Consider the following 21,723-nt stretch of genomic DNA (forward strand, 5'->3'; position numbering starts at 1 on the left):
TTTGTTCGGTTAATGTAACCGCTTTAACCAAATTGTAGCACGGGCCTATCATACCTATAAGACCAGAGTGATTTGGAAAAACTCCACTTTTTTGAGGTTATTTGTTATCTCGTTCAGATAGGGAATGCCGATATTTGCTTGGACTTAGCCCCTCAAGGCTTTTAAATACCGTGATAAAATACTTATCCGTCTGATAACCCACCTGTTCCGCAATCTCCGAGATGGGCATCGTTGTCTGCACAAGCAACTCCTTCGCGCGCTGAATGCGTTTGCGGGTAAGGTATTCACTAAAATTGATGCCGATCTGTTCCTTGAACAATACACTGAAGTAACTGGAGTTGAGATGGAGTAAATCAGCGATTTCACGCATGGTCACATGTTCACCCAGATGAGCATCCACATAGGTCAAAGCTTCACTGATCTGGCTATTGAGCCTTTGTTCCCCGCGCTCTTTAACATCCAGCAGCTTGGGGTCAACCATTTCTTGCATCGTTTGAATACGTCGCTGTTGTTCGCTGAACTTTAGGGCTTTTTCGACGGTCTGCAGCAATTGTTCCTTATCAATCGGTTTCAACATATACTCCACAACACCCAGCTTAATGGCCTGCTGGGCGTATTGAAAATCGGCATGTCCCGACATAATCAGGACAACAGGCTTGTTCGAAAAATGTTGAATGGCTTCAATCAGAGACAAGCCGGAGAATTCCGGCATGCGAACATCCGTTATTAACAGGTCTGCCGGCTTTTTCTTGAGCCATTCGACAGCCTCGACGCCACTTTCTGCAGTCTGAATGTGATTTCGTCCTGCCGACCATCCTTCCAGTGTTTTGCGAATACCCTCTCTTGTACGCGGCTCATCATCCACGATAAGAATTGTTTTGTCATGAATCATATGCACCCTCCGTTCCCATGGGAATCTCAAAGCAAATGACAGTTCCTTCCCCAACCTTACTTGTTATGGAAAGCCTGCAACGTTCGCCAAGTTGGCTGCCAAAGTAAAGCATCAGTCGCCGATGTACGTTGATTAGACCTACACCTGTCCCCTTCTTGGACACAGCCGGCCCGCCATGTAAAGCATGAATGACAGATTGTAGCCGTAATTCATCCATACCGGGACCATCATCCCGAACCTCAATGCGAACCAGATTTTTTTCGGTCGAAGCATCCACATGGATGCTTATCTTTCCCGGTCCCAGTTTACTTTCAATCCCATGGAGAATCGCATTTTCGACCAAGGGCTGTATAAGAAGTTTAGGAATTGCGACCTTACGCACCGTATCACTCAGCTGAATCTCCCATTGCATTCTCTCTCCCAACCGCATCTGCATAATTTGAAGATAACGCTCAGCGTGTTCCAACTCTTCGGCCATCGTAACCCATTCATCCTGCTGCGAACTGGAGATGATGTAGCGAAATAATCGGGACATCGCCACAACCATACGTGCCATCTCCTCGTCTCCCTTTTCCTCAAGGGACCAGTAGAACGCCTCCAGGGTGTTGAATAGGAAATGGGGATTAATCTGAGACTGCAACGCCTTCAGCTCAGCCCGGGACTGCATGACTTCCTTCTCATGAACCACACGGGTCAATTCGTTCTGCCTGTAGACCATCTGGTTATATACGTCGTTAAGTTCATTGATCTCCATAGTAAAGCTGACCATTAGATTAGGTCTCATTGCTCCCGGCTGTGCACTGCGCATGGCCCGCATCAGGCGTATGAGCGGACGTGTAATCATCGTGGACAGAAAGAAGGACATGATGAGAAACAGAACAACACCAATCACTCCCGAGACGAGCAGCGCCGTCCTCAGGATGGATACACCTTCCGTTGTCTCCCGCAGCGGGGTCAGGACAGCAAGTGTCCATCCCGTTAACTCCGATTTTTGCCGGACGACGATGTAGGATTCCTCCCCGTTTTGCACGACTGATCCGCTGTCCAATATGGCCTTGGGATCGAGATTTATCTCCAGATCGGAAGTCACCACTTCTCCTGCCCCATCCAAGAGCATGATGGAGTCCTGCGAACCATCTGCCCCATTCGAATCATTGAGTTGAAAAAAACTGCGTTGCATCCGTACCACCACATAACCTCCATGTTCGAAAGAATGATCCAGCAGGTTAATCCGCCGAATAGCCAGAAGCACACCCGGATCTTCAGGGTCAGCGCCTGCCCATACCAGTCTGCCTTTTCCTTCATCCGCCAGGTTGATCCAGTTGCGCTCCACTCTGAGATCGAGGGATCGGTCATCCATCGGAAAGATACGGTTATAACCCGTAGTGTATATCTCCATACTTTGCGCTCCGTTGATGAAAGACTGATAACTACCTGCAATCTGCAAGAGAGCTTGGCGCTGATTAAAGGTGGCCGGGCTGCCTTGCTTCTCATCGCTGAGCAGACGCTGCACGTATGAATCATCCGCCACCTGGGCGGTCAGCGAATTCACTTGTGCAATGAGTGCATCCAATCTGCCACTGGCTTGGACGGCGGTTTGGTGAATATGTTTCTCCGCATTGCTTTTCAGCAAAGCAGCTACCCGATCATAAGCCGTTATGCCTGCGAGCAGCAGAACAACAAGCATCACCATAACAAAACCAATGAAGATCTGATTCCGAAGTGAGTTAAAATGTCCTTTTTTCCCGTGCAACTTCCCCAATCTCCTCTCTTTTTGGCATGTAAAAGAACCCACCACCTTACGCCCGTGCTCTTGAAGACTGGGTACAAACGATGCCGGATTTATCTACGTATTCAGTTCCTCATATAAAATGAACGAAAGAATATTTACACTAGCCACTACGATGACAGATTAACCTTCCTATCGCTGTTATCCCCAGATTTTTTGATTTCCTTTTAAAGGGGAAAATCCGGGGATAAAGGCGAACGCTCCGCTTTTTCAGGTTATTTCTGCCCTCTCCGTTCTCGTGTAAATGTTTAGTTCATTTATATAGTTAAAGCGCTTGCAGAAATGAACCTTACTCTTCTTCTCTCTTAGTCTTTGTTTACCGATTAAACTAACGACTAAAAAATAGCATAGTTTTACAGGTTAATCAATCCTCCCGAAGAGTTCCCAGACGTTAAATGACAAGGATCAAAAAAAGAGAGGGGACTCTTACAGTCCACCTCTCTTTGTTCATATCCCTTCACACATATCCTTTTCTGTGACACATCTTCAGTTATTTAACAGACCCTTGCGTAACCCCGTTGATGATCCACTTCTGTGCAAACAGGTAGATGATAATCATCGGCAGTAACGCGAGCAGGTAGGATGCAAACGCAAGGTTAAACTCGGTATTGAACTGTCCTTGGAATACATACTGTACCAGCGGCAACGTGTACTGTCCCGGATCACTGATAATAATGAGTGGCAGCAAGAAGTCGTTGTACGTGGACAGACAGGTCAGAATACCAACCGTCGCACTGATGGGCGCCATGAGTGGGAAAATGATTTTCCAGAACGTGCCCCAGGTTGTCGCCCCATCCACAAATGCCGCTTCCTCCAGCGCTACCGGAATGGACCGGATGTATCCAACGTATACAAATACGTTAAATGCCAGGCCATAGACCGTGTGCAGCAGGATCAGACCTACCAGATTCGTCATCTCCAAGGATGCGGTCAGCTTAACAATTGGCAGCATGATGATCGGGAACGGAATGAACATCGCGCTGACAAAGTAATAATACAGCCCTTTGAAAAACTTGCGTTTCTCCATGTTCCGCGCAATGGCATATGCTACCATCGAGTTACTGAGCAACGTCAAAAGTACGGTTGATGCAGTAACAATCGCACTGTTACGGAACGATTGGAAAAAGTTTGTCATGTCGATGGCCCTCGAGAAATTCTCCCAGTGAAGCGTTGTCGGGATGGCAAAGACCGATTGGGCCATCTGCTCCGGATTTTTCAAAGCAATCGTAACGGTCATATACAGTGGGAACAGGATAAACAGGGTGCCCAGCACAACGAGCAGCATAACAAGCCAATTGATTCGTGTACGGCCTCTCATTACAGATCCATCTCCCTTCTTTGCAGGAACCGGATTTGCAGAATTGAAATCACCGCAATAACGATGAAGTAAATAACCGAGTTCGCAGATTGATATGCATATTCGCCGCCTTCAAATCCGCCGGTGTAGATCAGATGGGAGATGGACTGCGTCGCCCGTCCGGGACCACCGTTGGTCAAGGCTACGATTTGGTCGAAGACCATAAGCGAGTTTTTCATCGCAAGCACCATATTAATGGTGAAGAAAGGTGCAATCAGCGGGAATGTAATACTCCAGAATTCACGCCATTTGCCTGCACCGTCGAGGTTGGATGCCTCGTATAGTGTCGTTGGTATCGTTTGCAGACCAGCCAAATACAGAATCGTATTCAGGGCCACGGATTGCCATACTGCAACAATGACGATACCAATCCAAGCCAGACTCTCGCTACCAAGAATGTTGGTGGATAGCGCGTTGATGCCCAGATTTTGTCCCCAGATCGGGAATACGTTGGAGAACAGGTAGTTAAATATGTAACCTACGATCAGTACGCTCAGAATATTGGGCAGGAAGTAGATGCCGCGGAAAAAGTTACGGAACTTGATCTTGGCATTCAGCCCGAGTGCAATGAGCAGGCTCAGGATATTGGTCAGGATTGTCACCACGATCGCAAATTTGAATGTAAACCAGTAGGCGTTACCTACATTGTCATCCTGGAACAAGTTGAAATAGTTTTTAAAACCAACAAAATCATACTCTTTCCCGAATCCGTTATAATTCGTAAATGAATAATAGATACCCTGGAGGGCCGGCAGTGTCATAAATACAAAGAACAATACTACCGCCGGAACAGTCATCCAGTAATAAGGTGCGATACGCTTGTTCATACTCCATCCTCCTTCAGACAAGGCTTAGCGCCGATTGGCAACCTTGTCCCATTCTTTGTCGAGTGTATCTAGATAGTTGTCGATGTTTTGGTTCTGCAAAAAGGACTGTACGATGGAATTCAGCTGCACCGCAGCCGGAATATAGTGATCGGGAAAGTCAATAACCTTGCCCTGCTCGATATAAGGCATCAATTCCTGTACCGCAGGATCATCCTGCTTCACATCTTCGACCGCAGAGAACAGCGTCTGTTCGTCAATATATCTTCCGATATTTTCAGGCTTTAACAGGAACGCAATAAACGTCTCTGCCTGCTCACGTTTAGGCGTGTCCGCGGCAATAGTAAACAGAGAGTCGATCCCGTTCACCAGCTTGATCTCGCTTGCATCGTTGCCCGTTGGGAATGGGAAGAAACCAATGTCTACATTTGGGTTCGCTTTGCGAATCTCCGAGATGGCCCAGGTTCCCTGGATGTACATGAAAGCTTCACCGTTAGCAAAAGCACGGTTACCGTCCGAATAAGCTTTACCAAAGTTATCTCCGTGACCGTACTTCATGATTTCCAGCTGCTTCTCAGCTACCTCGCGGTACTTCTCCTTGAACGTCACTTTGTTATCGCGCCGCTCTTGGTAGAAATCAATACCGACCAGATTAGAGGCCAGTGCATTGAAGGGCAGACTCGTCTGCCAGTCATCCTTGTATGTGAAGTAAAATGGAATCTCACCTGCATCTTTAATCTTTTGGGCGGTCGCAATCAGCTCATCCCACGTCTTGGGCACGTCCAATCCCATTTCCTTAAACAGCGTTTTATTGTACATAATACCGTTTGCATTAGTCGCGTAAGGAATACCTGTCACTTCGTCCATACCTGTGAGATCGTTGAGCATTTGTATGTAGTTTGGATCAATCGTCTGGAGTAATGAACTATCCGTCAGATCGGTGAAAATATCACTCTGGGCCAGGATTGAATACGTATCCGTTGCCCCCATAGCCATAATATCCGGTATATCATTTTTGACAACACGTGTCTTCAGTACTGTCTCCGCATCTGGCGGATTCACCTGTGTCACCTGAATATCGTCATGCTCCGCGTTGAACGTCTTGATCAATTCATCAAAGGTTGTTTTGGCTTCAGGCTTGTTCTGGAAAAATTCAATCTGCACTTTGCCATTCGCTCTATCTCCACTGGTACAGGAAGATAAAAGTACAGCCATCATTCCACACAGCAACATTGTCCCGAGAGCCTTGGTAAGCGTTCTTCTCATGTTGTACCTCCCTCAGCTTTATAAATTGAACTAATATGATTTACACGGTGTCACTCCGATTGCAGTACCATCTTCCGATCGTTGTTATCCCCAGATTTTTTTGATTCCCTTCCTCAAAGGGAAAATCTGGTGATAAACACGCACGCTGCGCTTCTTCAGATTGGTTCTGCACTCTCCGTGTTCGTGTATATCTTAGTTTCACTTTATATACGTAGAAATTTACCCATTCAAATGGTGAAATAACCATTTGGTTAATCCTTCCAAACTAACTTCAATCTGAATGGATGATATAAGTCTTTATTATTTCTAAAACGGTTTCGATAAAAATGAATCAAGACATTTCTTCCCATGACCTGAATCGGGCATAACAAAAAGGACACTGGATGATATCCAATGTCCCTCATTCAATAAGCTTATATTCAGCCACTGTAACGCTTTTATCCAACCTATTACGAACGCTCAACCTTCGGCAAAGCATTGCGTAAACGCTTGGCTCGATAACTCTGATATGCACGAATCAACATGCCGATGATAATCATGACCACACCGATGTTAATTGCGACATCAGCGAGATTCAAGATCCCGCGTCCTGATGGAAACACGAGGAAATCCGTTACCCGAGCATAGATAAATCGATCGATCGCATTTCCTAACGCTCCGCCGACCATAAAACCCGCGCCCGCTTGCATCCAGAAACCGCGAATCTCACCTTTACTCCGGTAATACAGCATGCCCGCTATGAACAGAACAGCAATCACACCGAACAGACGCGCATTTCCCTGAAACATGCTGCCCGCCATGCCACTGTTCTCATAATGCTGTAACTGCATGCCCGAGTCACCCAGTCTCATGACGTCGCCAACTTCCATATACATCCTCACTGCAATCTTGGTTCCCTGATCCACCAAAGTCACCAGCAGTGCTACAAAATAAAACAACATCGTGCTTCTCCTCCTGCCTACTGAGCGATAAATTATTTTAACTTTAAGAGTTTTGTATATTAGGTTCCCTTCACTTTAACACAGCCGATGTACGGTCTCCAAATGAGCCATCTTCAGCCACGCTTATAACGTCGACTAACATCATTCAGTCCGCATTTGGAAGGTACTAAACCTATTCATGTCGAATGTAGACATCAATCATATATGTAAAGGGGCTGCCTGTAATTTGAATCTGACCATGATCGAAAAATTAAAGGAAATGCAGCAGGAAGAAATGGACTTGGTATTTGGCACATTTGATTCTGAAACGGCGCTTAACCTTGGCCTGCATCTGGTTGAAGAAGCGAAGCGTCGCTCCCAAGCCGTGACCATCGACGTTACCCTGAAAGGACATCGTCTCTTTTTGCATGCGATGGAAGGCACTCATCCCGACAACGAAAACTGGATTCGCCGCAAGAACAACGTGGTGAATCATTTCTCCTCCAGTTCTTGGCATACGGCTCTACGCCTAAGAAACGAGGACCAAACGCTTGAGCAGGATTTCAACCTGCCTGCATCTGACTATGTTCTGGCTGGTGGCGCTTTCCCGCTTATTCTGAAAAATGAGGGACAAGTCGGCACCATTACAGTATCGGGTTTGCCTGATGAGGAAGACCATGATCTGGTCACGACAGGCATTCGCTCGTTTTTGTTGCAGCAGAGTTAGATTAAATGGCGCAAAAAAAGCCCACCAGATCAATATAGATCAAGTGGGCTTTACTAGCTAAAGCAGCATGCTCAGGACGGATTTTTGCTTTTCATAATATGGTACACATTGCTAAAGCTCCCGGAGAGAATGCCTGTAATCGGGAATATGGCCCAATTGATATCCCACCGTTGATATACAAAGCCTGTGAACAAGAAGATAGCTGTCGCCAGCGGCCATACAATCGCTTCCACGGCTCTCACAACCTTTACTTCTTGCTTCTTATCTACCGTCAACTGGTGCTTCTCCAGCAAGTTCGTGTAAGCCCCCTGAATATTACCGTAATATACAAACAAGAATGCTCCTACCCCAGCCATGACCATAAAGGCAGATACACCATAAGAGGCGTAGTTATCATTGATAGAGGAGGCTGCGAAAATAAACACAGGAGACAGAATGCACAGGCAGACACCCGTAATGATGGCTATTCGATAAGTCAGAGCGAAGCTCTCCCGACTATGCTGAATACTCATTTTAAGTGTATAAGGAAGCTGGAAACCCTTCTCCATATAACTGAAGCGTTCAAGCTTCATGCCACTGTGAATGAACATGCCCACCGCAATGGCAATGAGCACGAACATGCCGATCAGGCCCAGTACAGCCCCCGTTTCCACCGAACGGTTTGCAGCTGAAGTGGCATAGTTCTCAAATAAAGTATCCATGAAAATCAGAAACGCCACACCCAACGCGCACAATAAAACACCCAGCCCGATCCAAAATCCGGCATTTCTTTTGGCAGTGGTATATGCGTAGGCTTCTTCTTCCGTCAGCACAGGTACTGCCTCTTCCGCACTGACTGGCTGAATACCGAGTTCTGCAGTTAACTCCTCGATATTACCAAATTCCGAGATCACAATGCCGATGGCTTCATTCTCCGACTTGCCTTCCCGCTTCAACTCCAGGTACTTATCTTCCATCCCCGAAAGAAGTTCCTGCTTCAGATGCTCCACCTCGGGGGTCTTCGGCAGACCAGCAAACATGTTCTCCAGATACACCATAATTGTCTCCATGTTTCGTCACAACTCCCTGATAAATAGATTAACAACCTCCTGCGTAACCTTCCATTCCTCACACTTTTCTCTGTAATAGTCGAGGCCGGACGGCGTAATCCGGTAATAGGTACGACGCTTTCCCAAACTATTCTCATCCAGGTAAAACGATTCAATATAACCGTTCTTCTCCAATCGGGTGAAGGCCGAGTATAACGTCGTCTCCTTCATGACGTACTTTTCCTCTGTCAGCTGCCTGATGTTCTTGGAAATCTCGTAGCCGTACGACTCCCCTTCGAGCAGCATGTAGAGGATCAGCGTATCATTGTAGCCACGTATAACGTCACTGCTGATCACAAAAGATACTCCTCCTCATTACTTCATCTGTCGTAGTAGTTGAAGTATAGCACAATTTACTACGACAGGTGAAGTAGTTATTCCAAAAATGGGAAATAAAAATCCGTACCTGGGATAGGCACGGATTTTTTTCTTTTTCCTTCAGTTAAATTCCTGCGTTTATTGAATCGCTGAGAGAACGTCCAGCAGCATGGATTTGAATTTGGGCCGATCAATCGCCTCACAGACACGTACATTGGGCTCTTTGCCAAAACGTCCGTTGATATCAACCACACTGTATCCACGTGTCAGCTCTCCTGCAGCTTCCACATCCACATAATATTGACCCGACTTGGTCATGATGGATTCATCTGCTGCAACAGCCATCAGCAACGTATCGGGATGAGTGGTGCCATTCAGCTTATGTACCGACTTGTTGAACTGCATAACCACTTTGTTGATAGCGGTGAAGAAATTGGCACCCGATGTACCCAGAGCGGCAATCTCTGCATGATCGTCATCGTCCATCACTGAATATTGCGTGCACATCTCCCAGCCAACCATCGTGATCGGAATGCCAGCATGCAGTACAATTTTCGCTGCTTCCGGGTCCACGTAGAAGTTATACTCCGCTGCCGGTGTGATATTGCCCAGTGCATTATTGGTTCCGCCCATGATGTACAGGTGAGCAATTTCTGGAATAATCGTTGGGTCCTTCTGGATCGCCATCGCAATGTTAGTCAGTGGAGCAATAGCCAGAAGTTCAATTTCGCCCGGATGTGCGTGCACCTTCTCAATGATAAAATCAACCGCGTGCCCGCTCTCGGGACGCTGATCCGCCTTCGGGAAATGCGCGCCGCCCATGCCGTCATCGCCATGCACATCTTCCACTGTGCGGTGCTGAGCTTTACCGTAGGCCATTAGCGGACGCTCGCATCCTTTATACACAGGCACCTTGCCGCCATGTCCAGCAACCTGTACCGTGTACAGGGCATTTTCAACCTCCTGGTCGAATTGTACGTTACCGCCCGTAATGGTGATGCCTTCCACCTGAAAGTGATGCAATGCTGTCAGGATCGCAATCGTATCGTCTCCTGCTGTATCTGTATCGATGATGACTCTTCTCATGATGCCGCGCTCCTTCTACCGTTTGATAGTAAACTCTATAAACACTATGTCTTATTTTACATCAAAAATGTACCAATGACGATGGAAACGCCGATGATAATCGAACGCAGCAGTTGCGCTACCGCCATATTGCCTCGTGCAATTTCGTCACACACCCGCATTTTTGGAATCAGGAAATCAAATATAATATAGACCAGGCACAGCACAATAATTCCAAACGCCGACCACAACAGCATATCCAACCACGAGTGCGTCGAGAAAGATACCATCCCCACAATAATACACAGTCCCAGCAATTTGCTGCCCATGTACATACCTGCCGCCTCGTTACCTTTGGCGATTTCCTCACTATCGTTATACCGGGTCAATTTGCTAAAAGCGAAATATCCACATACCAATACCACCAGCAGAATGCCTACACCCACCGCCACATTCACGAGGTTTAATCCCAAGTTTTCCATTCCTTCTCCTCCTCATCATTCATCCGTTCACGAACTGTAGCCGCACAATAATAGGCCATATCTCCAGTTACTTTCTCCCCAACCCTGGGTAACACCCCAGCCAAACGCCCACCGATAACAAACACTCCTGTAAGCAGATAGCCACTGTACGCTCCATCTTCCGTCTCGATCACGGCCTGTTCCATCGGAACCAGCTGCTGATAGATTTTGGGTTGGTTTTCGTAATAAGCTGCAATCTCTTCATCCTCGTCTGTTGCCCCAGTTGCAAGATTGGATTCCAGCGCCTCGTTAAGAGGATGCTCCATATCCTGCTTTCCAGAGGCATTGTCCGTTCCACCCTCCAGCAAAAGAGTTCCTCTACCTTCACGCCCCCAGTAGCTTTTGGCTACATATGGTATGGCGTCCAGTTCGAATGGCTCAGCCGAAAAATAGGTGGGCAGCAGATATCGGGAAATCACATCCAATTCTGCTTCATCAAAGAGGGTAAACCCGCAATATTCCGGGGTTTGCTCGTTCCGCTCGTAGAGCGACCAGATTGCCGCCATGAAGCCTTTGCTCTGCATCAGTACATGCTGAACCGGATTCATCAGGCCTAGTCGTCCCTCCTGTACAAGTTCAAGCAGCGCAGCCCCAATCTCCACCCCTGTCGTCTCATCCCGATCATCGATCAGATACTCCAGCGGATAGAGACGGTACAGTAGATTAATCTCCCGACCCTTATGGTAAAGCGCCTCCCCTGGAACAATCTCCAGTTCCTCAAGTGGAGCATAGAAAACTTCGTATCCCGCTTCCTGACAACGACTCATCAGGTATTCCGTATTTGTTCGATCTTCGACATGTTCGCCAAAAGAAGTAAACGTCACCGGACCCTGCAATCCTTGGTTTGCATAGAATTCCAGCCATATCCTGAAACACTGCCGAATACGTGTATCCATCTCGGCAGATGGCCCAGTTAGCGTAGTATCCTCAGCAAGAGCGACCAGAATATTTTCTAATGAAGCAGCCTCCGGTATGCCTGTTGGAGTGTCCGTATTATTTTCAATACACTTGGGCCCAGCTTCTCCGATAATCCAGTCCTGACGGGTAATACCTCCAGTTACCATCTCCATACGTGCCGCCGGAATAAGCCCGGGATGGATACCCAACTGATGCTCTAAAAAAGAATCCGGCATATAATGCTGGATAAATCGCATCACTTTACAATAAATGCCGTCTACCGCCTCCGCTGCGGTACGCAGCTCTTGTATCTCCGAGGGAGAATAGACCGTCAATGTAGGTACACAATACTGCTTCCCGTACATTCGATGGTATGGAATCTGTTGTCCCGCTTCACCCTGAAACACCTCTTCGTGACTAAACGGCAGTTGAACCACTTGCCTCATCCGGTTATCCTCCCGAACTGCGGAAGAAGCTACCGAAGCCGCTTGATTTGGACTTGGATTTGCTATAGGAGCTGTTACTGTCCTTGTTGCTTCGATACGACGACCCACCGTAGTAATAGTGCCCACTGCTGGAATCATATTCACATCCGGTATCATACTCCGGGTCACATTCATCATTGTTGCTGCCACAACCCGATAACACGGCAGGTACCGCCAGCATCAGGGAGAAAGCAACCAGCTTTGCTTTTGAACCGGGTTTCGATGCTTGCCCCCGCTCTTGGTCACTCATTACAGATCCACCTCTTTCATATAAAACAACACTTTCTTGCGATCCGCATCCAGCACGGAATACAGGAATTCATACGTCTTGCCATCGCGAACCATGTAATGGTCCAGCAGTTGCTCGGCAAGCTCCATCGTATAGGTGGATGACGCTGTGAGTTCCAACTCCTGAAATGAACGTCCATTCCACAACATATACTCTGCACTGTACATGGAAGACATTTTGCACATCGCCAGCGCAGCATCCGCAATGGCTGCACCGTACTCATCCGGCATCTGTTGCTCATACGCCGTTACATATACTGCATGTTCCCGCCCATCTTGGCATTCATTGGACAGATGCGCCCAGAGTTTGTTTTTCACCAGGGTGGCATCCACCAGTTTGCGCATGAACAGTTCATCTCGTGTGACTGAAGTCTGTTCCAGCACCCCCGTCTCCGCCTGTCGATCATCTGACCAACTCCGATACGTCAATGAATAATAGATACCGATAACCTCCCTTTTGCGAGCTCTTAGGTGAGCCGTTTCAATTCATACAAACGTATTTAACGCATGGGGAGGTAAAAAGTTACACTATTCCCCATGACATGTAAAAATAAGAACAGGTTGTCGCCCAGTTCTTGGATCAACAAAGCTTGAAAAAACAAGCAAATTCCGCGTTCGCTATGTAATTCAGTTCAAAAAGGCCGGAGATGATTCTCCGACCTCGCTTGTTCAATCTTATGCTTGTGCCATTCAGACTTATAACTCAGCCCACTGGGCCAATAGATCATTGTATTCAGCGGACAATTGCTCACGTTCATTCCAGATTTGTTCCAATTCAAGCGGATTGTTCTGCACCGTTTCCAGCTGTTGATCCAGCACCTGAATCTGTGCCTCAAGACGAGCCAAAGTCTGTTCCAGCTTCTCCGCAGACTGTTTGTTGCCACTGCCGTTTCTATGATTCGATACAGCTGTTGCTGAAGGAGTTAACGCCTTACCTGATTCAGTAGAAGCTTCATGATCTCGACTTCCATCGATAGCCGCAACAGTGGAACCGTTCATTGTCGAGGTTGCTTCTGGTTTCTTCCCTGATCTGGTAGTCCCACACGACGCAGACGTTAAACCTGACTTCATCTCTGACTTGGCGTTCCCACGAGAAGAAATTCCCACTCCTGCTGTAGCCTGAGTCGCCGCCGCCGAACGAGCTTGCAAATCAAGCTTCTTCTCGCGATACGCCTCATAGTCTCCCAGATAAGCGGTCATCTGCCCGTTCTCCAGTTCCCAGACACGGGAAGCGAGGCGATTGACGAAGTACCGATCATGTGAGATGGCAAGTACGGTCCCTTCAAAATCAACCAGCGACTCTTCCAGTGCTTCTCTGGATGCGATATCCAGATGGTTGGTCGGCTCATCGAGCAGCAGTACATTGGGTTTGCGCTGCACCAATAGAGCCAGCCGCAGGCGCGTCCATTCCCCGCCAGATAATTGCCCGACAGAGCGGAATACATCCGCTCCATAGAATAGATATCGGGCCAGAATACCGCGTGCTTCACCTTCCTCCACGCTCGCTTCCAGACGGAAGTATTCAAGCACATTCAGCTTTGGATTCGTAGGTTCCTCCTGTTGAGCCAGATACCCAACATCCACACGTGCCCCCCACTCTAGCTTGCCAGCATTGGGTTGCTCGTCACCAAGCAACAGCTTGAACAGGGTCGTCTTGCCGGAGCCGTTCCGACCAATAAGTGCAATTTTATCTCCATATTCCAGCAGACCCGAGATTCCGCGCAGGATTTCACGCTCACCATAGCTTTTTTCAACCTGTTCCAATACCGCTACCCGTTTACCCGTTCGATCCGTAGGGCGCACATCGAACTCGGCATTGCGGCGCTCCAGTACAGGACGCTTCACCTGTTCCATCCGTTCCAGCGCTTTGCGCATGGAAGCAGCCCGCCTGAAGAACTTTTCATTCCCACCCACTCGGCCCCATTCCTCCAGTTGGCGGATCGTTTCTTTCATTTTCTTGATAACCTTCTGTTGCTCCTTGAACTCCTCGAATTGCTGCAACAGCCGTTGTTCCTTCACTTTCATATATTCCGTATAACCGCCAGCAGACGTTTCCGCTTCTCCATCCTCCAGCTCCAGTGTTCGATTCACGACCCGATCCAGAAAATAGCGATCATGTGAGATCAGGACAATGGTGCCGGGGTATTCTCGTAAAAATCCTTCCAGCCACTCGACCCGCTCCAGATCAAGATGGTTTGTCGGCTCATCCAGCAATAATAGGTCGGGTCTTACGATTAGCTGCGAAGCCAACACGACCCGAGTCTGCTCCCCACCGGACAGGGAAGCAAAGCGCCAACCATAATGTGCCTTGGCGATATCCAGACCGTCCGCCACCTGATCGATCCGGGCATCCATTTCGTATCCACCCTCACGCTCGAACTGGTCTTGCAGTGCCGCGTAGCGTTTCAGCAGGCGCTCCAATTGATTAGGGTCTGCTGCACATGCCGGATCGGACATCTGCTGCTCCATTTCCTTCATTTGCGTGCGACATATCATAAGCTCCTTGAATCCAAGGCTCAGCACATCCAGAACGGTATGGTCATCCAGTCCTTCTGGAACTTGTGCCACGTAACCGGTCCGTGTATCTTTTTTGATCATCAATTGCCCTTCATCGGGCTTGTTCAGTCTTGCCATCAGGCGCATGAGTGTTGTCTTGCCGCTTCCGTTGCGGCCGATTAGGGCGACTTTGTCACCTTCCATAATTTCAAATGTAATGCCGTCCAGCACCAGATGTGCTCCATGGTATTGAGTCAGTTGTTGCGCGCTAATTATCATCATAATAAGGTTCCTCCTATGGTATGGAAGATCCTGACCGCAACACAAAAAGAGCCGCAGGAGGTTAGCTCCGCGGCCCTTCAGAATTCAAGCAATATCGCTTATCGTCCGAATGAGGTCAAGGCAGGCATCTTCTCGCAAATGTTAACTTCCGTATATTCAAAATTGGACAGACTTCTCCCGTTGGTCAGAAAAGTATGAACAATGCCAGCCATAGCAATCGGCAGCTGGCTAATACGGTTGTTAAGCATCTCGTGATTCACCTGTCTTCACCTCCCTTGTCATAATTATTGTCAATATATCACAGACGGATGCGTTCCTGCAACCAGCCCATCGCCCAATTCACCCTTACCTGTACAGTAGCTACTGCTCTGATTAGTTCCTGCCCCGTCGCCGAAGCACCACATCCCTAATCGCCACCGTAATAAGTGTTAACATTCCCGCGGCACCCAGTGATGCACCGAGCAGGGCATATCCGATGCCGTTCCACCCGCCAATATCGATGCTGATCATGATTACAACGGCACCGCCAAGCAAGGCCACACATGGCAATATATATTGAACCCACGTCATTCGCCGTCCTTGCAAACGGTAGATAAGCCATTCAATCAGCAGCTGCACCGCCCACATTCCCAATGTCCACAAGATCAATACTTCCATAAGGTTCCCCTCCTGTTGCTGGATGGATTAAGCCCTTTGTTACAGACCTTACGTTACTTCAACCAATCCGAGAAAAAGTTTTGGTACCCTTCTTTCATCTTCGTGCGCGAAAAAGCACCAAACGCATACTCACGGTTGTCTTCTGACACACTGCGCGGCGCAGCCGCAGCCATGTTCACCAGTTCAAACCAGTTATCCTCGTTGCCTGCAAAGGCATGCGTGGATCGAATGTGACCGTAACAGGCATGCTCCGGCTTCACGACCATTTTGCCCATCGCCATCGCTTCAGTAAGCGGCATCGCAAACGTATCAAAGGCCGAACAGTTCCAATACACCTTGGATGAGTTCATCAACGTAAATATCTCATCCTGCGTGAGCGCAAACTTCAGCTTCACGTTGGCAGGAATGTCGTACTTCTTCATGGTTTCCTTATAGCGTACACCGCCAAACACCATATATACTTCCTTGTCCTTGTTCTGCCGAGCATATTCCAGAACTAAATCCGGGCGACGGTTCGCCTCATCCCGACCGATCCAGAGCACCCGATTATGCACAACCTGACTCGGGTCATAGTGCCGGTTCGCCAGCTCTTCACTAAAGCCAATCGGGATGACGTTCACGTCATGTACGCCGAAATTGCGGCCAAGTTCTGTTTTCAAAAACTCCGTCTGTACAATCGCTTTATCCACCATCGTATAGAATGGCTTCATCATCTCATATCCCGTTAGTGCGGGATCGGGGAAACTGTGCGGGAACAATACACTCTTTGGTAGGAACATCTTCAAAAACGTAAACCCGGATACGGTGTAGATGACATGCTCTATATTTTGGCTATGAATCTGGTCCAGCACGATATCGTAATTCACCAGGTCACCTTTCTCATGCTCATACCCCGGCAACCAGTCGTATCCGCTGACATGACGCTCCGGCGAGATGAACACAATATCCACACCCAGCTCCAGACCAATCTGCTTCAGCCGATCCGCAAATACGCGTGGCCCTTGTGCTTCCGTGAATTGAATTTTACGCATAACAAGTCCGACTTTACGCAAGCTTCTCACCCCTCATTTCTATTCCTCACCCAAGTGCTTCATGCACTGTTCCAGCGTTGCTGCCGTCTCATGCCACTGGTTACGCAACTGTTCCTTCGGCCACACACATTCCTCACTTCTCAGGTCACCGTCAATCAAACGCAGCATCCAGAGTGAGAATACAATAGCATAGGCGTTGTACCATTCTGCAAAAGAAACCCGTTCAATCTGTACACCCAAGCTCCCCAGTTTGTCCAAATAAACATCCATAACCCGCTCTCGCAATGCAGGCGTAACCGTTCTGGGAAACAGCGGATGCGAGAGATCCACTAGATGAACTACGTCCCACAGCGGCGTATTCAGATGGGCATGCTCCCAATCCAAGATGACCAGTCTGCCGTCCACCTCCGCCATGTTACCTGGATGCAGGTCTCCGTGACACAAAACGGTTGGAAGTTGCTCCTCAGCTGTGAGAATCAACGTGGCGATCTTGTCCCAATCCGATGAAGACAACCGCATATCCAGTCTGGATAACAGGTCGTCCGTAGATAGTCTGTGCATTTGTAACTCATCCAACATCGTGCGAATGGACGGTTTCTGGCCCACGCGAGGCAGCTCACTCCAATCCGTAACAGACAACGCATGCCATGCTGCCATATGTACCGCTACCCCAAGCATTGTCTCTTCTTGTGAATCATGCATCAGTTGCCCCAGATCCTCGTAGATCATCCAGCTCTGTGCCGGGTCAGTGGTAAGATCCGACGCTGCAATGAGTTGCGGATAAATCGGTGGCAGGCCTGACATTACACGCTCGTACATCCATCGTTCCCGTCCGTGCTGTGCAGGATTCGTCAGTGGTTTGAAAATATAACTTTCACCGGTAGGAACAGTGAATCGCTCCACATATCGTCCGTTCATTCCTTTATACAACTGTTCGCGGCTTGTTATATAGTGATCATTCAGCATTCCTTCGGGTGTCACCCAGCTGTATGCATCCATCTCTTCTTTCACGCTATCCACCATCCGTTTCGTTCTCGCTGCTGCTCCCAATTATGATTTCTATTCATCATACGTTGCCGTTCACAAGCCTGCAAGCTTTGGTCGTAAGCGCTTATTCAGTGTCTTAATTTAGCGTTTCAAAATTGCTTGTTGCATTTTTGTTAGTAATCACTTACTATACAATCATGAAGAACAAATCTCATGTGGACAGCAAAAAGAAAGATATCCTACAAGCGGCGATGCGCTTGTTCGCAACCAAAGGCGTTGACGGCATATCCGTCAAAGAGATCGGTGACGCCGCCGGAGTAACCGATGCGGCGATCTACAAACATTTTAAAAACAAAGATGCCGTTGCCCTGGAAGCCTTCACCCAATACTGCGCGGACTATACTTCACTGATTGACGGGTATGTTCGACAGGAAGGTTCGGTGCTGGAACGCTTCAAGCAACTGGTTACCGAGGTTCTCCATCTGCATGATGAAGATCCCTACGGGCTGCTGCTGATTTCACAGAATCATGAAATATTCATTGAAGCCGGAAGCAGCGAGGATTACCGTCAGCCATTGGATGCGTTGATGGATCTGATCGATCAGGGAATGATGCGGGGTGAACTGCCTCAGCAGGATTCACGGCTCACAGCCGTTCTGGTGATCGGTGCGATTACACGTATGGCGGTCTCCAGTATGCAAGGTGAGCTACCAGAGCTGTTGGTACCTTATACGGGGGAAACGGTTCACCGACTTGCATCAATGTTGGGGCAGGTACCCCAAGAGTAGCGAGGGAGAGTGGTAGCCATTCTGACCTCGCAGAACACCAAGTAAGGCTTGGGGCTACACGTTATAAAAAGAGAATCGTCAACATACCATCAGGATATACCAGATGGATTATCGGGTCATACGTGACCTTTTCTTTTTGCACATGAGGTTAGTGTTCATTAACTAAAATAGTCAGGATGTGTCATTTTCCATGAAAAAAATATTAATTATTCAAGGCAATCCCGTCTCACCCAGTTACAACGGCGCAATCGCCGAGGCTTACCGCAAAGGTGCGGTGCAAGCTGGTGCTGACGTCCGCATGATCACCTTGAACGAGTTGGCGTTCAACATGAATCTGGAAGGAGGATATCGTAATAAACTTCCACTTGAACCAGATTTGCTGGAGGCCCAAGAAGCAATCAAATGGGCCGAGCATCTCGTATGGGTGTTCCCAATATGGTGGGGAGGACCGCCTGCCCTGCTGAAAGGTTTTGTAGACCGAATCTTCATGCCAGGTTACGCCTTCAAGTATCAAAAAGGAAAACCCTTCCCCGATCAGTTGCTCAAAGGCCGTACCGCCCGCATGATCACCACGATGGATGGTCCGAGCTGGTACTTCAAATGGTTCCAAGGTGAGCCTGCACATAAAATGATGAAAATCTCCACATTTGGACTCACCGGCATCAAACCTGTGCGGATAACAACTGTAGATCAAGTTGGTAAGAAGTCAGATGAACAGAGAAAGAATTGGTTGGATAAGATTGAACAGCTTGGGCGGAAGATGGGGTAAAAGATTTCTGCACGAAATCCTTCATCGGAAGTAGATACTTCTCTCCAGATGTTAACCTTGTAAGTTAAATCAAAGATCTGGGGATCTGCGTAATTCAGAGGTAGTCCTGTTTTTCGCGAGTAGCGCAGTGTAATTTTAGTTTAACTTATATCAGAAAGCAGGAAATGTGCCTATTCCCAGTTACAAAAAAAGGGTTGTCCCTACGTCTTGTTCAAGACGCAGGAGACAACCCTTTTAGCATTCATTATGATCTAACGAACCGTAAACACGCTATTAGCGCCATTTCCGATAAGTCTGAGGTTTAACGAATCTTAGACGCGTTAGTTCCTCGATCTGTGTATCATTTGGCGGTTTTAAACTAGTTTGCACCGGAATAACTTCACTGAGGTTCGTTACATTTTGCATTCCTTGCTAAATCGCCAATTAACGCTCACTCGGTTCGTTAGCGACGTGCCCATCTACAACCATACAAACAACGCATTACCCAAACGAAATACGACCTGATGGATGCTCAGGCAAAATAGCTGTAACCAACTGCTGCACAGCCGGATGATCCGACTGCATTACCGAATCGCCGGCATCACCGCTATAGACCAACTTCCCTTGATCCATTACGGCAAAGCGGTCACAGATCGTCATGGCGGCACGAATGTCGTGCGTGATAAAGAGGTAAGACAACCCGTAGGACGCCCTGAGCTCCGCCAATAAGGATAGAATTTGCGTCTGGTGCACCATGTCCAGGCTGCTGATCGATTCGTCCAGTACGATTAACTTTGGCTTGAGCGCGATAGCTCGTGCGATGTTGACCCTCTGTAATTGCCCACCGCTGAACTGGTGCGGAAGCTTGCTCCCATCCTCAGGTTTAAGCCCAACCTGCTCCAGCAGTTGTCCGACCACACGAAGTTGTTCTTTTGCCGAAAATCGCTCGTAATTATCTAGTGGCTCACCGATGATCTGCGCAGCAGTCATAAGCGGATTCACAGCCGAATAACAGTCCTGGAACACGACCTGCAGATCACGCCGTAATCCCTTAAGCACGGGTTTGCTAGATCGATAGATATCCTGACCCTGAAACAAAACCTGACCCTGGCTGGGCTTCTCCAGACCAAGAATGATTTTGCCCAAGGTACTTTTACCTGCTCCACTTGTACCCAGGAGCCCCAGACAAACACCCTTTTCGATCGTAAGTGAGATGTCTGCCAGCACAGGAGGACGCGCTCCCGAACGATCCAGCCAATTGCGTTTGCCATAGCTATGGCTTACTTCACGTACCTGAAGCATCAGGTCATCCTCCTCTTCTACTTGGCAGAAGCAATCTCTGTAGAAAATGAAATTACACATCACCATGCCAATTCCATCTCTACGACTGCCCACTCAAAATACAGTTCATACCCGCTCTACAGATACTCTCATTGAACGATCCATCCCACATGTCATTCGCTATCGTCCCAAAGACATACTGGGTCTGGCATTTAACAACATCCGGGTATACTCATGCTGCGGGTGATCGAACAGTTGATACACATCCGCCTGCTCCACAATTCGCCCCTTCTGCATAACCGCGACTTCATCTGCCATTTGTGAGATCACGCCCAGATCGTGAGAGATGAGTAAGATGGATGTGCCGTATTCCGTACGTAAACGATCCAATTCCTGAAGCACCTTGAACTGATTCACGACATCCAGTGCCGTCGTTGGTTCATCAGCAATAACCAAGGCGGGTCGCAGGCACATCGATATGGCAATCATCACCCGCTGCAACATACCGCCACTCAGTTGGAAGGGATATCGCTTCATCAGTTTAGCTGGTTCGGGCAGGTTCATATCTGCCAAGGCAGCAATGGCCCGCTCCCTGGCAGCTGCTTTGGACATTCCCGTATGCGTACGCAAGGTTTCAATGAATTGAGATCCAATCGTATATACAGGTGTAAAAGCATTCATCGGATTCTGCATAATAAATCCGATGTCCTTGCCCCGGATGCGCCGCATCTCCTCACCTGACAACGAGCCAAGCTCCCGTCCATTCAGACGGATGCTGCCCGACACTTCCATCCTGCGTGGATCAAGCAGATGGAGCAAGGCATTACATGTAACGGTCTTGCCGCTGCCACTCTCGCCGACTAGACCGAAGACACGACCTTTTTTTAATTCAAAATCTATGGGCTCCAGTAACGGGACTGAACCCTTCGCTGTTCTAAGATTCACTTGCAGACCACGAACTTCGAGTACCTTCGCTGCATCATCCATCGTTACGTTCACCTCCATATGCCTTCGGT

General features: G+C 48.2%; 23 protein-coding genes. 3 read left to right on the forward strand and 20 right to left on the reverse strand.

Going from position 1 to position 21,723, the window contains the following annotated elements:
* Window positions 1–97: 97 nt before the first annotated feature.
* The 6 genes from NZ043_RS07685 to lspA form a co-directional block, all read right to left on the reverse strand.
* Window positions 98–892, reverse strand: coding sequence for a response regulator (locus NZ043_RS07685; RefSeq protein WP_133386227.1), 795 nt, complete (start codon window positions 890–892; stop codon window positions 98–100).
* Window positions 882–2,645, reverse strand: a complete 1,764-nt coding sequence (locus NZ043_RS07690) for a sensor histidine kinase (RefSeq protein ID WP_339311307.1) — start codon at window positions 2,643–2,645, stop codon at window positions 882–884. The genes NZ043_RS07685 and NZ043_RS07690 overlap by 11 nt, the downstream gene beginning before the upstream one ends.
* A gap of 526 nt (window positions 2,646–3,171) precedes the next feature.
* The gene (locus NZ043_RS07695; protein ID WP_249913754.1) at window positions 3,172–3,999 is read right to left on the reverse strand and encodes a carbohydrate ABC transporter permease; all 828 of its coding nucleotides are present in this window, start codon (window positions 3,997–3,999) and stop codon (window positions 3,172–3,174) included.
* Window positions 3,999–4,865 carry a sugar ABC transporter permease gene (locus NZ043_RS07700; protein WP_036606633.1) on the reverse strand — a complete coding sequence of 289 codons (867 nt, stop codon included), beginning with the start codon at window positions 4,863–4,865 and terminating at the stop codon, window positions 3,999–4,001. Before NZ043_RS07700 ends, NZ043_RS07695 begins: the two co-directional genes overlap by 1 nt.
* A 24-nt stretch (window positions 4,866–4,889) precedes the next feature.
* Window positions 4,890–6,095: an extracellular solute-binding protein gene (locus tag NZ043_RS07705; RefSeq protein ID WP_339312686.1), complete on the reverse strand. Its 1,206-nt coding sequence runs from the start codon at window positions 6,093–6,095 to the stop codon at window positions 4,890–4,892.
* Between the two features lie 482 nt (window positions 6,096–6,577).
* Window positions 6,578–7,069 (reverse strand): signal peptidase II, encoded by a 492-nt coding sequence (gene lspA, locus NZ043_RS07710; protein ID WP_133386230.1) that lies wholly within the window; start codon window positions 7,067–7,069, stop codon window positions 6,578–6,580.
* 226 nt (window positions 7,070–7,295) lie between these two features.
* On the opposite strand from lspA, the gene NZ043_RS07715 reads away from it, so the two are divergent.
* Window positions 7,296–7,775: a heme-degrading domain-containing protein gene (locus NZ043_RS07715; protein WP_339311309.1), complete on the forward strand. Its 480-nt coding sequence runs from the start codon at window positions 7,296–7,298 to the stop codon at window positions 7,773–7,775.
* 71 nt (window positions 7,776–7,846) lie between these two features.
* Here the strand turns inward: NZ043_RS07715 and NZ043_RS07720 are convergent, their stop codons facing one another.
* From NZ043_RS07720 to NZ043_RS07775, 12 genes are all read right to left on the reverse strand, one after another.
* Entirely contained in the window at window positions 7,847–8,824 is a 978-nt protein-coding gene (locus tag NZ043_RS07720; protein ID WP_133386232.1) for a permease prefix domain 1-containing protein, read from the reverse strand.
* A gap of 6 nt (window positions 8,825–8,830) precedes the next feature.
* Entirely contained in the window at window positions 8,831–9,160 is a 330-nt protein-coding gene (locus NZ043_RS07725) for a PadR family transcriptional regulator (protein ID WP_133386233.1), read from the reverse strand.
* 159 nt (window positions 9,161–9,319) lie between these two features.
* Window positions 9,320–10,267 (reverse strand): nucleoside hydrolase, encoded by a 948-nt coding sequence (locus tag NZ043_RS07730; RefSeq protein ID WP_249913752.1) that lies wholly within the window; start codon window positions 10,265–10,267, stop codon window positions 9,320–9,322.
* Window positions 10,268–10,323: 56 nt separating this feature from the next.
* A complete protein-coding gene (locus NZ043_RS07735) occupies window positions 10,324–10,728 on the reverse strand; it encodes a DUF350 domain-containing protein (protein WP_017691702.1) in 405 nt (134 codons plus the stop codon).
* The gene (locus NZ043_RS07740; RefSeq protein ID WP_249913751.1) at window positions 10,710–12,110 is read right to left on the reverse strand and encodes a glutathionylspermidine synthase family protein; all 1,401 of its coding nucleotides are present in this window, start codon (window positions 12,108–12,110) and stop codon (window positions 10,710–10,712) included. The genes NZ043_RS07735 and NZ043_RS07740 overlap by 19 nt, the downstream gene beginning before the upstream one ends.
* A 4-nt stretch (window positions 12,111–12,114) precedes the next feature.
* Complete coding sequence (locus NZ043_RS07745; RefSeq protein WP_036671603.1) at window positions 12,115–12,399, reverse strand: hypothetical protein; 285 nt, start codon at window positions 12,397–12,399, stop codon at window positions 12,115–12,117.
* On the reverse strand, window positions 12,399–12,821 hold the full coding sequence (locus NZ043_RS07750; RefSeq protein ID WP_339311314.1) for a hypothetical protein: 423 nt from the start codon (window positions 12,819–12,821) through the stop codon (window positions 12,399–12,401). The genes NZ043_RS07745 and NZ043_RS07750 overlap by 1 nt, the downstream gene beginning before the upstream one ends.
* 312 nt (window positions 12,822–13,133) lie before the next feature.
* Complete coding sequence (locus NZ043_RS07755) at window positions 13,134–15,215, reverse strand: ABC-F family ATP-binding cassette domain-containing protein (protein WP_339311316.1); 2,082 nt, start codon at window positions 15,213–15,215, stop codon at window positions 13,134–13,136.
* 98 nt (window positions 15,216–15,313) lie between these two features.
* Entirely contained in the window at window positions 15,314–15,475 is a 162-nt protein-coding gene (locus NZ043_RS07760; protein WP_017691697.1) for a hypothetical protein, read from the reverse strand.
* 112 nt (window positions 15,476–15,587) lie between these two features.
* A complete protein-coding gene (locus tag NZ043_RS07765; protein WP_133386238.1) occupies window positions 15,588–15,872 on the reverse strand; it encodes a hypothetical protein in 285 nt (94 codons plus the stop codon).
* Between the two features lie 53 nt (window positions 15,873–15,925).
* A complete protein-coding gene (locus tag NZ043_RS07770; RefSeq protein ID WP_339311319.1) occupies window positions 15,926–16,924 on the reverse strand; it encodes a glycosyltransferase in 999 nt (332 codons plus the stop codon).
* A gap of 18 nt (window positions 16,925–16,942) precedes the next feature.
* The gene (locus NZ043_RS07775) at window positions 16,943–17,914 is read right to left on the reverse strand and encodes an aminoglycoside phosphotransferase family protein (protein WP_339311321.1); all 972 of its coding nucleotides are present in this window, start codon (window positions 17,912–17,914) and stop codon (window positions 16,943–16,945) included.
* Between the two features lie 173 nt (window positions 17,915–18,087).
* On the opposite strand from NZ043_RS07775, the gene NZ043_RS07780 reads away from it, so the two are divergent.
* Both NZ043_RS07780 and NZ043_RS07785 read left to right on the forward strand, forming a co-directional pair.
* A complete protein-coding gene (locus NZ043_RS07780) occupies window positions 18,088–18,678 on the forward strand; it encodes a TetR/AcrR family transcriptional regulator (RefSeq protein ID WP_133386241.1) in 591 nt (196 codons plus the stop codon).
* Between the two features lie 190 nt (window positions 18,679–18,868).
* The gene (locus NZ043_RS07785) at window positions 18,869–19,447 is read left to right on the forward strand and encodes an NAD(P)H-dependent oxidoreductase (RefSeq protein WP_133386242.1); all 579 of its coding nucleotides are present in this window, start codon (window positions 18,869–18,871) and stop codon (window positions 19,445–19,447) included.
* A gap of 480 nt (window positions 19,448–19,927) precedes the next feature.
* Here the strand turns inward: NZ043_RS07785 and nikE are convergent, their stop codons facing one another.
* Complete coding sequence (nikE, locus tag NZ043_RS07790) at window positions 19,928–20,728, reverse strand: nickel import ATP-binding protein NikE (protein WP_133386243.1); 801 nt, start codon at window positions 20,726–20,728, stop codon at window positions 19,928–19,930.
* A 159-nt stretch (window positions 20,729–20,887) separates the two neighbouring features.
* Window positions 20,888–21,694, reverse strand: a complete 807-nt coding sequence (gene nikD / locus NZ043_RS07795) for a nickel import ATP-binding protein NikD (protein WP_133386432.1) — start codon at window positions 21,692–21,694, stop codon at window positions 20,888–20,890.
* Window positions 21,695–21,723: the final 29 nt, after the last annotated feature.

The sequence above is a fragment of the Paenibacillus sp. FSL k6-2145 genome, assembly GCF_037976585.1.
Classification (GTDB): domain Bacteria; phylum Bacillota; class Bacilli; order Paenibacillales; family Paenibacillaceae; genus Paenibacillus.

Excerpts from the sequence above, each read along its gene's own strand:
- NZ043_RS07780 (WP_133386241.1), top strand. The coding sequence starts at position 18,088 with ATGAAGAACAAATCTCATGTGGACAGCAAAAAGAAAGATATCCTACAA.
- NZ043_RS07765 (WP_133386238.1), bottom strand. The coding sequence starts at position 15,872 with ATGGAAGTATTGATCTTGTGGACATTGGGAATGTGGGCGGTGCAGCTG.
- NZ043_RS07705 (WP_339312686.1), bottom strand. The coding sequence starts at position 6,095 with ATGTTGCTGTGTGGAATGATGGCTGTACTTTTATCTTCCTGTACCAGT.
- NZ043_RS07700 (WP_036606633.1), bottom strand. The coding sequence starts at position 4,865 with ATGAACAAGCGTATCGCACCTTATTACTGGATGACTGTTCCGGCGGTA.
- NZ043_RS07735 (WP_017691702.1), bottom strand. The coding sequence starts at position 10,728 with ATGGAAAACTTGGGATTAAACCTCGTGAATGTGGCGGTGGGTGTAGGC.
- NZ043_RS07730 (WP_249913752.1), bottom strand. The coding sequence starts at position 10,267 with ATGAGAAGAGTCATCATCGATACAGATACAGCAGGAGACGATACGATT.
- NZ043_RS07755 (WP_339311316.1), bottom strand. The coding sequence starts at position 15,215 with ATGATGATAATTAGCGCGCAACAACTGACTCAATACCATGGAGCACAT.
- lspA (WP_133386230.1), bottom strand. The coding sequence starts at position 7,069 with ATGTTGTTTTATTTTGTAGCACTGCTGGTGACTTTGGTGGATCAGGGA.
- NZ043_RS07745 (WP_036671603.1), bottom strand. The coding sequence starts at position 12,399 with ATGAGTGACCAAGAGCGGGGGCAAGCATCGAAACCCGGTTCAAAAGCA.
- NZ043_RS07695 (WP_249913754.1), bottom strand. The coding sequence starts at position 3,999 with ATGAGAGGCCGTACACGAATCAATTGGCTTGTTATGCTGCTCGTTGTG.
- nikD (WP_133386432.1), bottom strand. The coding sequence starts at position 21,694 with ATGGATGATGCAGCGAAGGTACTCGAAGTTCGTGGTCTGCAAGTGAAT.
- NZ043_RS07740 (WP_249913751.1), bottom strand. The coding sequence starts at position 12,110 with ATGAGGCAAGTGGTTCAACTGCCGTTTAGTCACGAAGAGGTGTTTCAG.
- NZ043_RS07685 (WP_133386227.1), bottom strand. The coding sequence starts at position 892 with ATGATTCATGACAAAACAATTCTTATCGTGGATGATGAGCCGCGTACA.
- nikE (WP_133386243.1), bottom strand. The coding sequence starts at position 20,728 with ATGCTTCAGGTACGTGAAGTAAGCCATAGCTATGGCAAACGCAATTGG.
- NZ043_RS07720 (WP_133386232.1), bottom strand. The coding sequence starts at position 8,824 with ATGGAGACAATTATGGTGTATCTGGAGAACATGTTTGCTGGTCTGCCG.
- NZ043_RS07785 (WP_133386242.1), top strand. The coding sequence starts at position 18,869 with ATGAAAAAAATATTAATTATTCAAGGCAATCCCGTCTCACCCAGTTAC.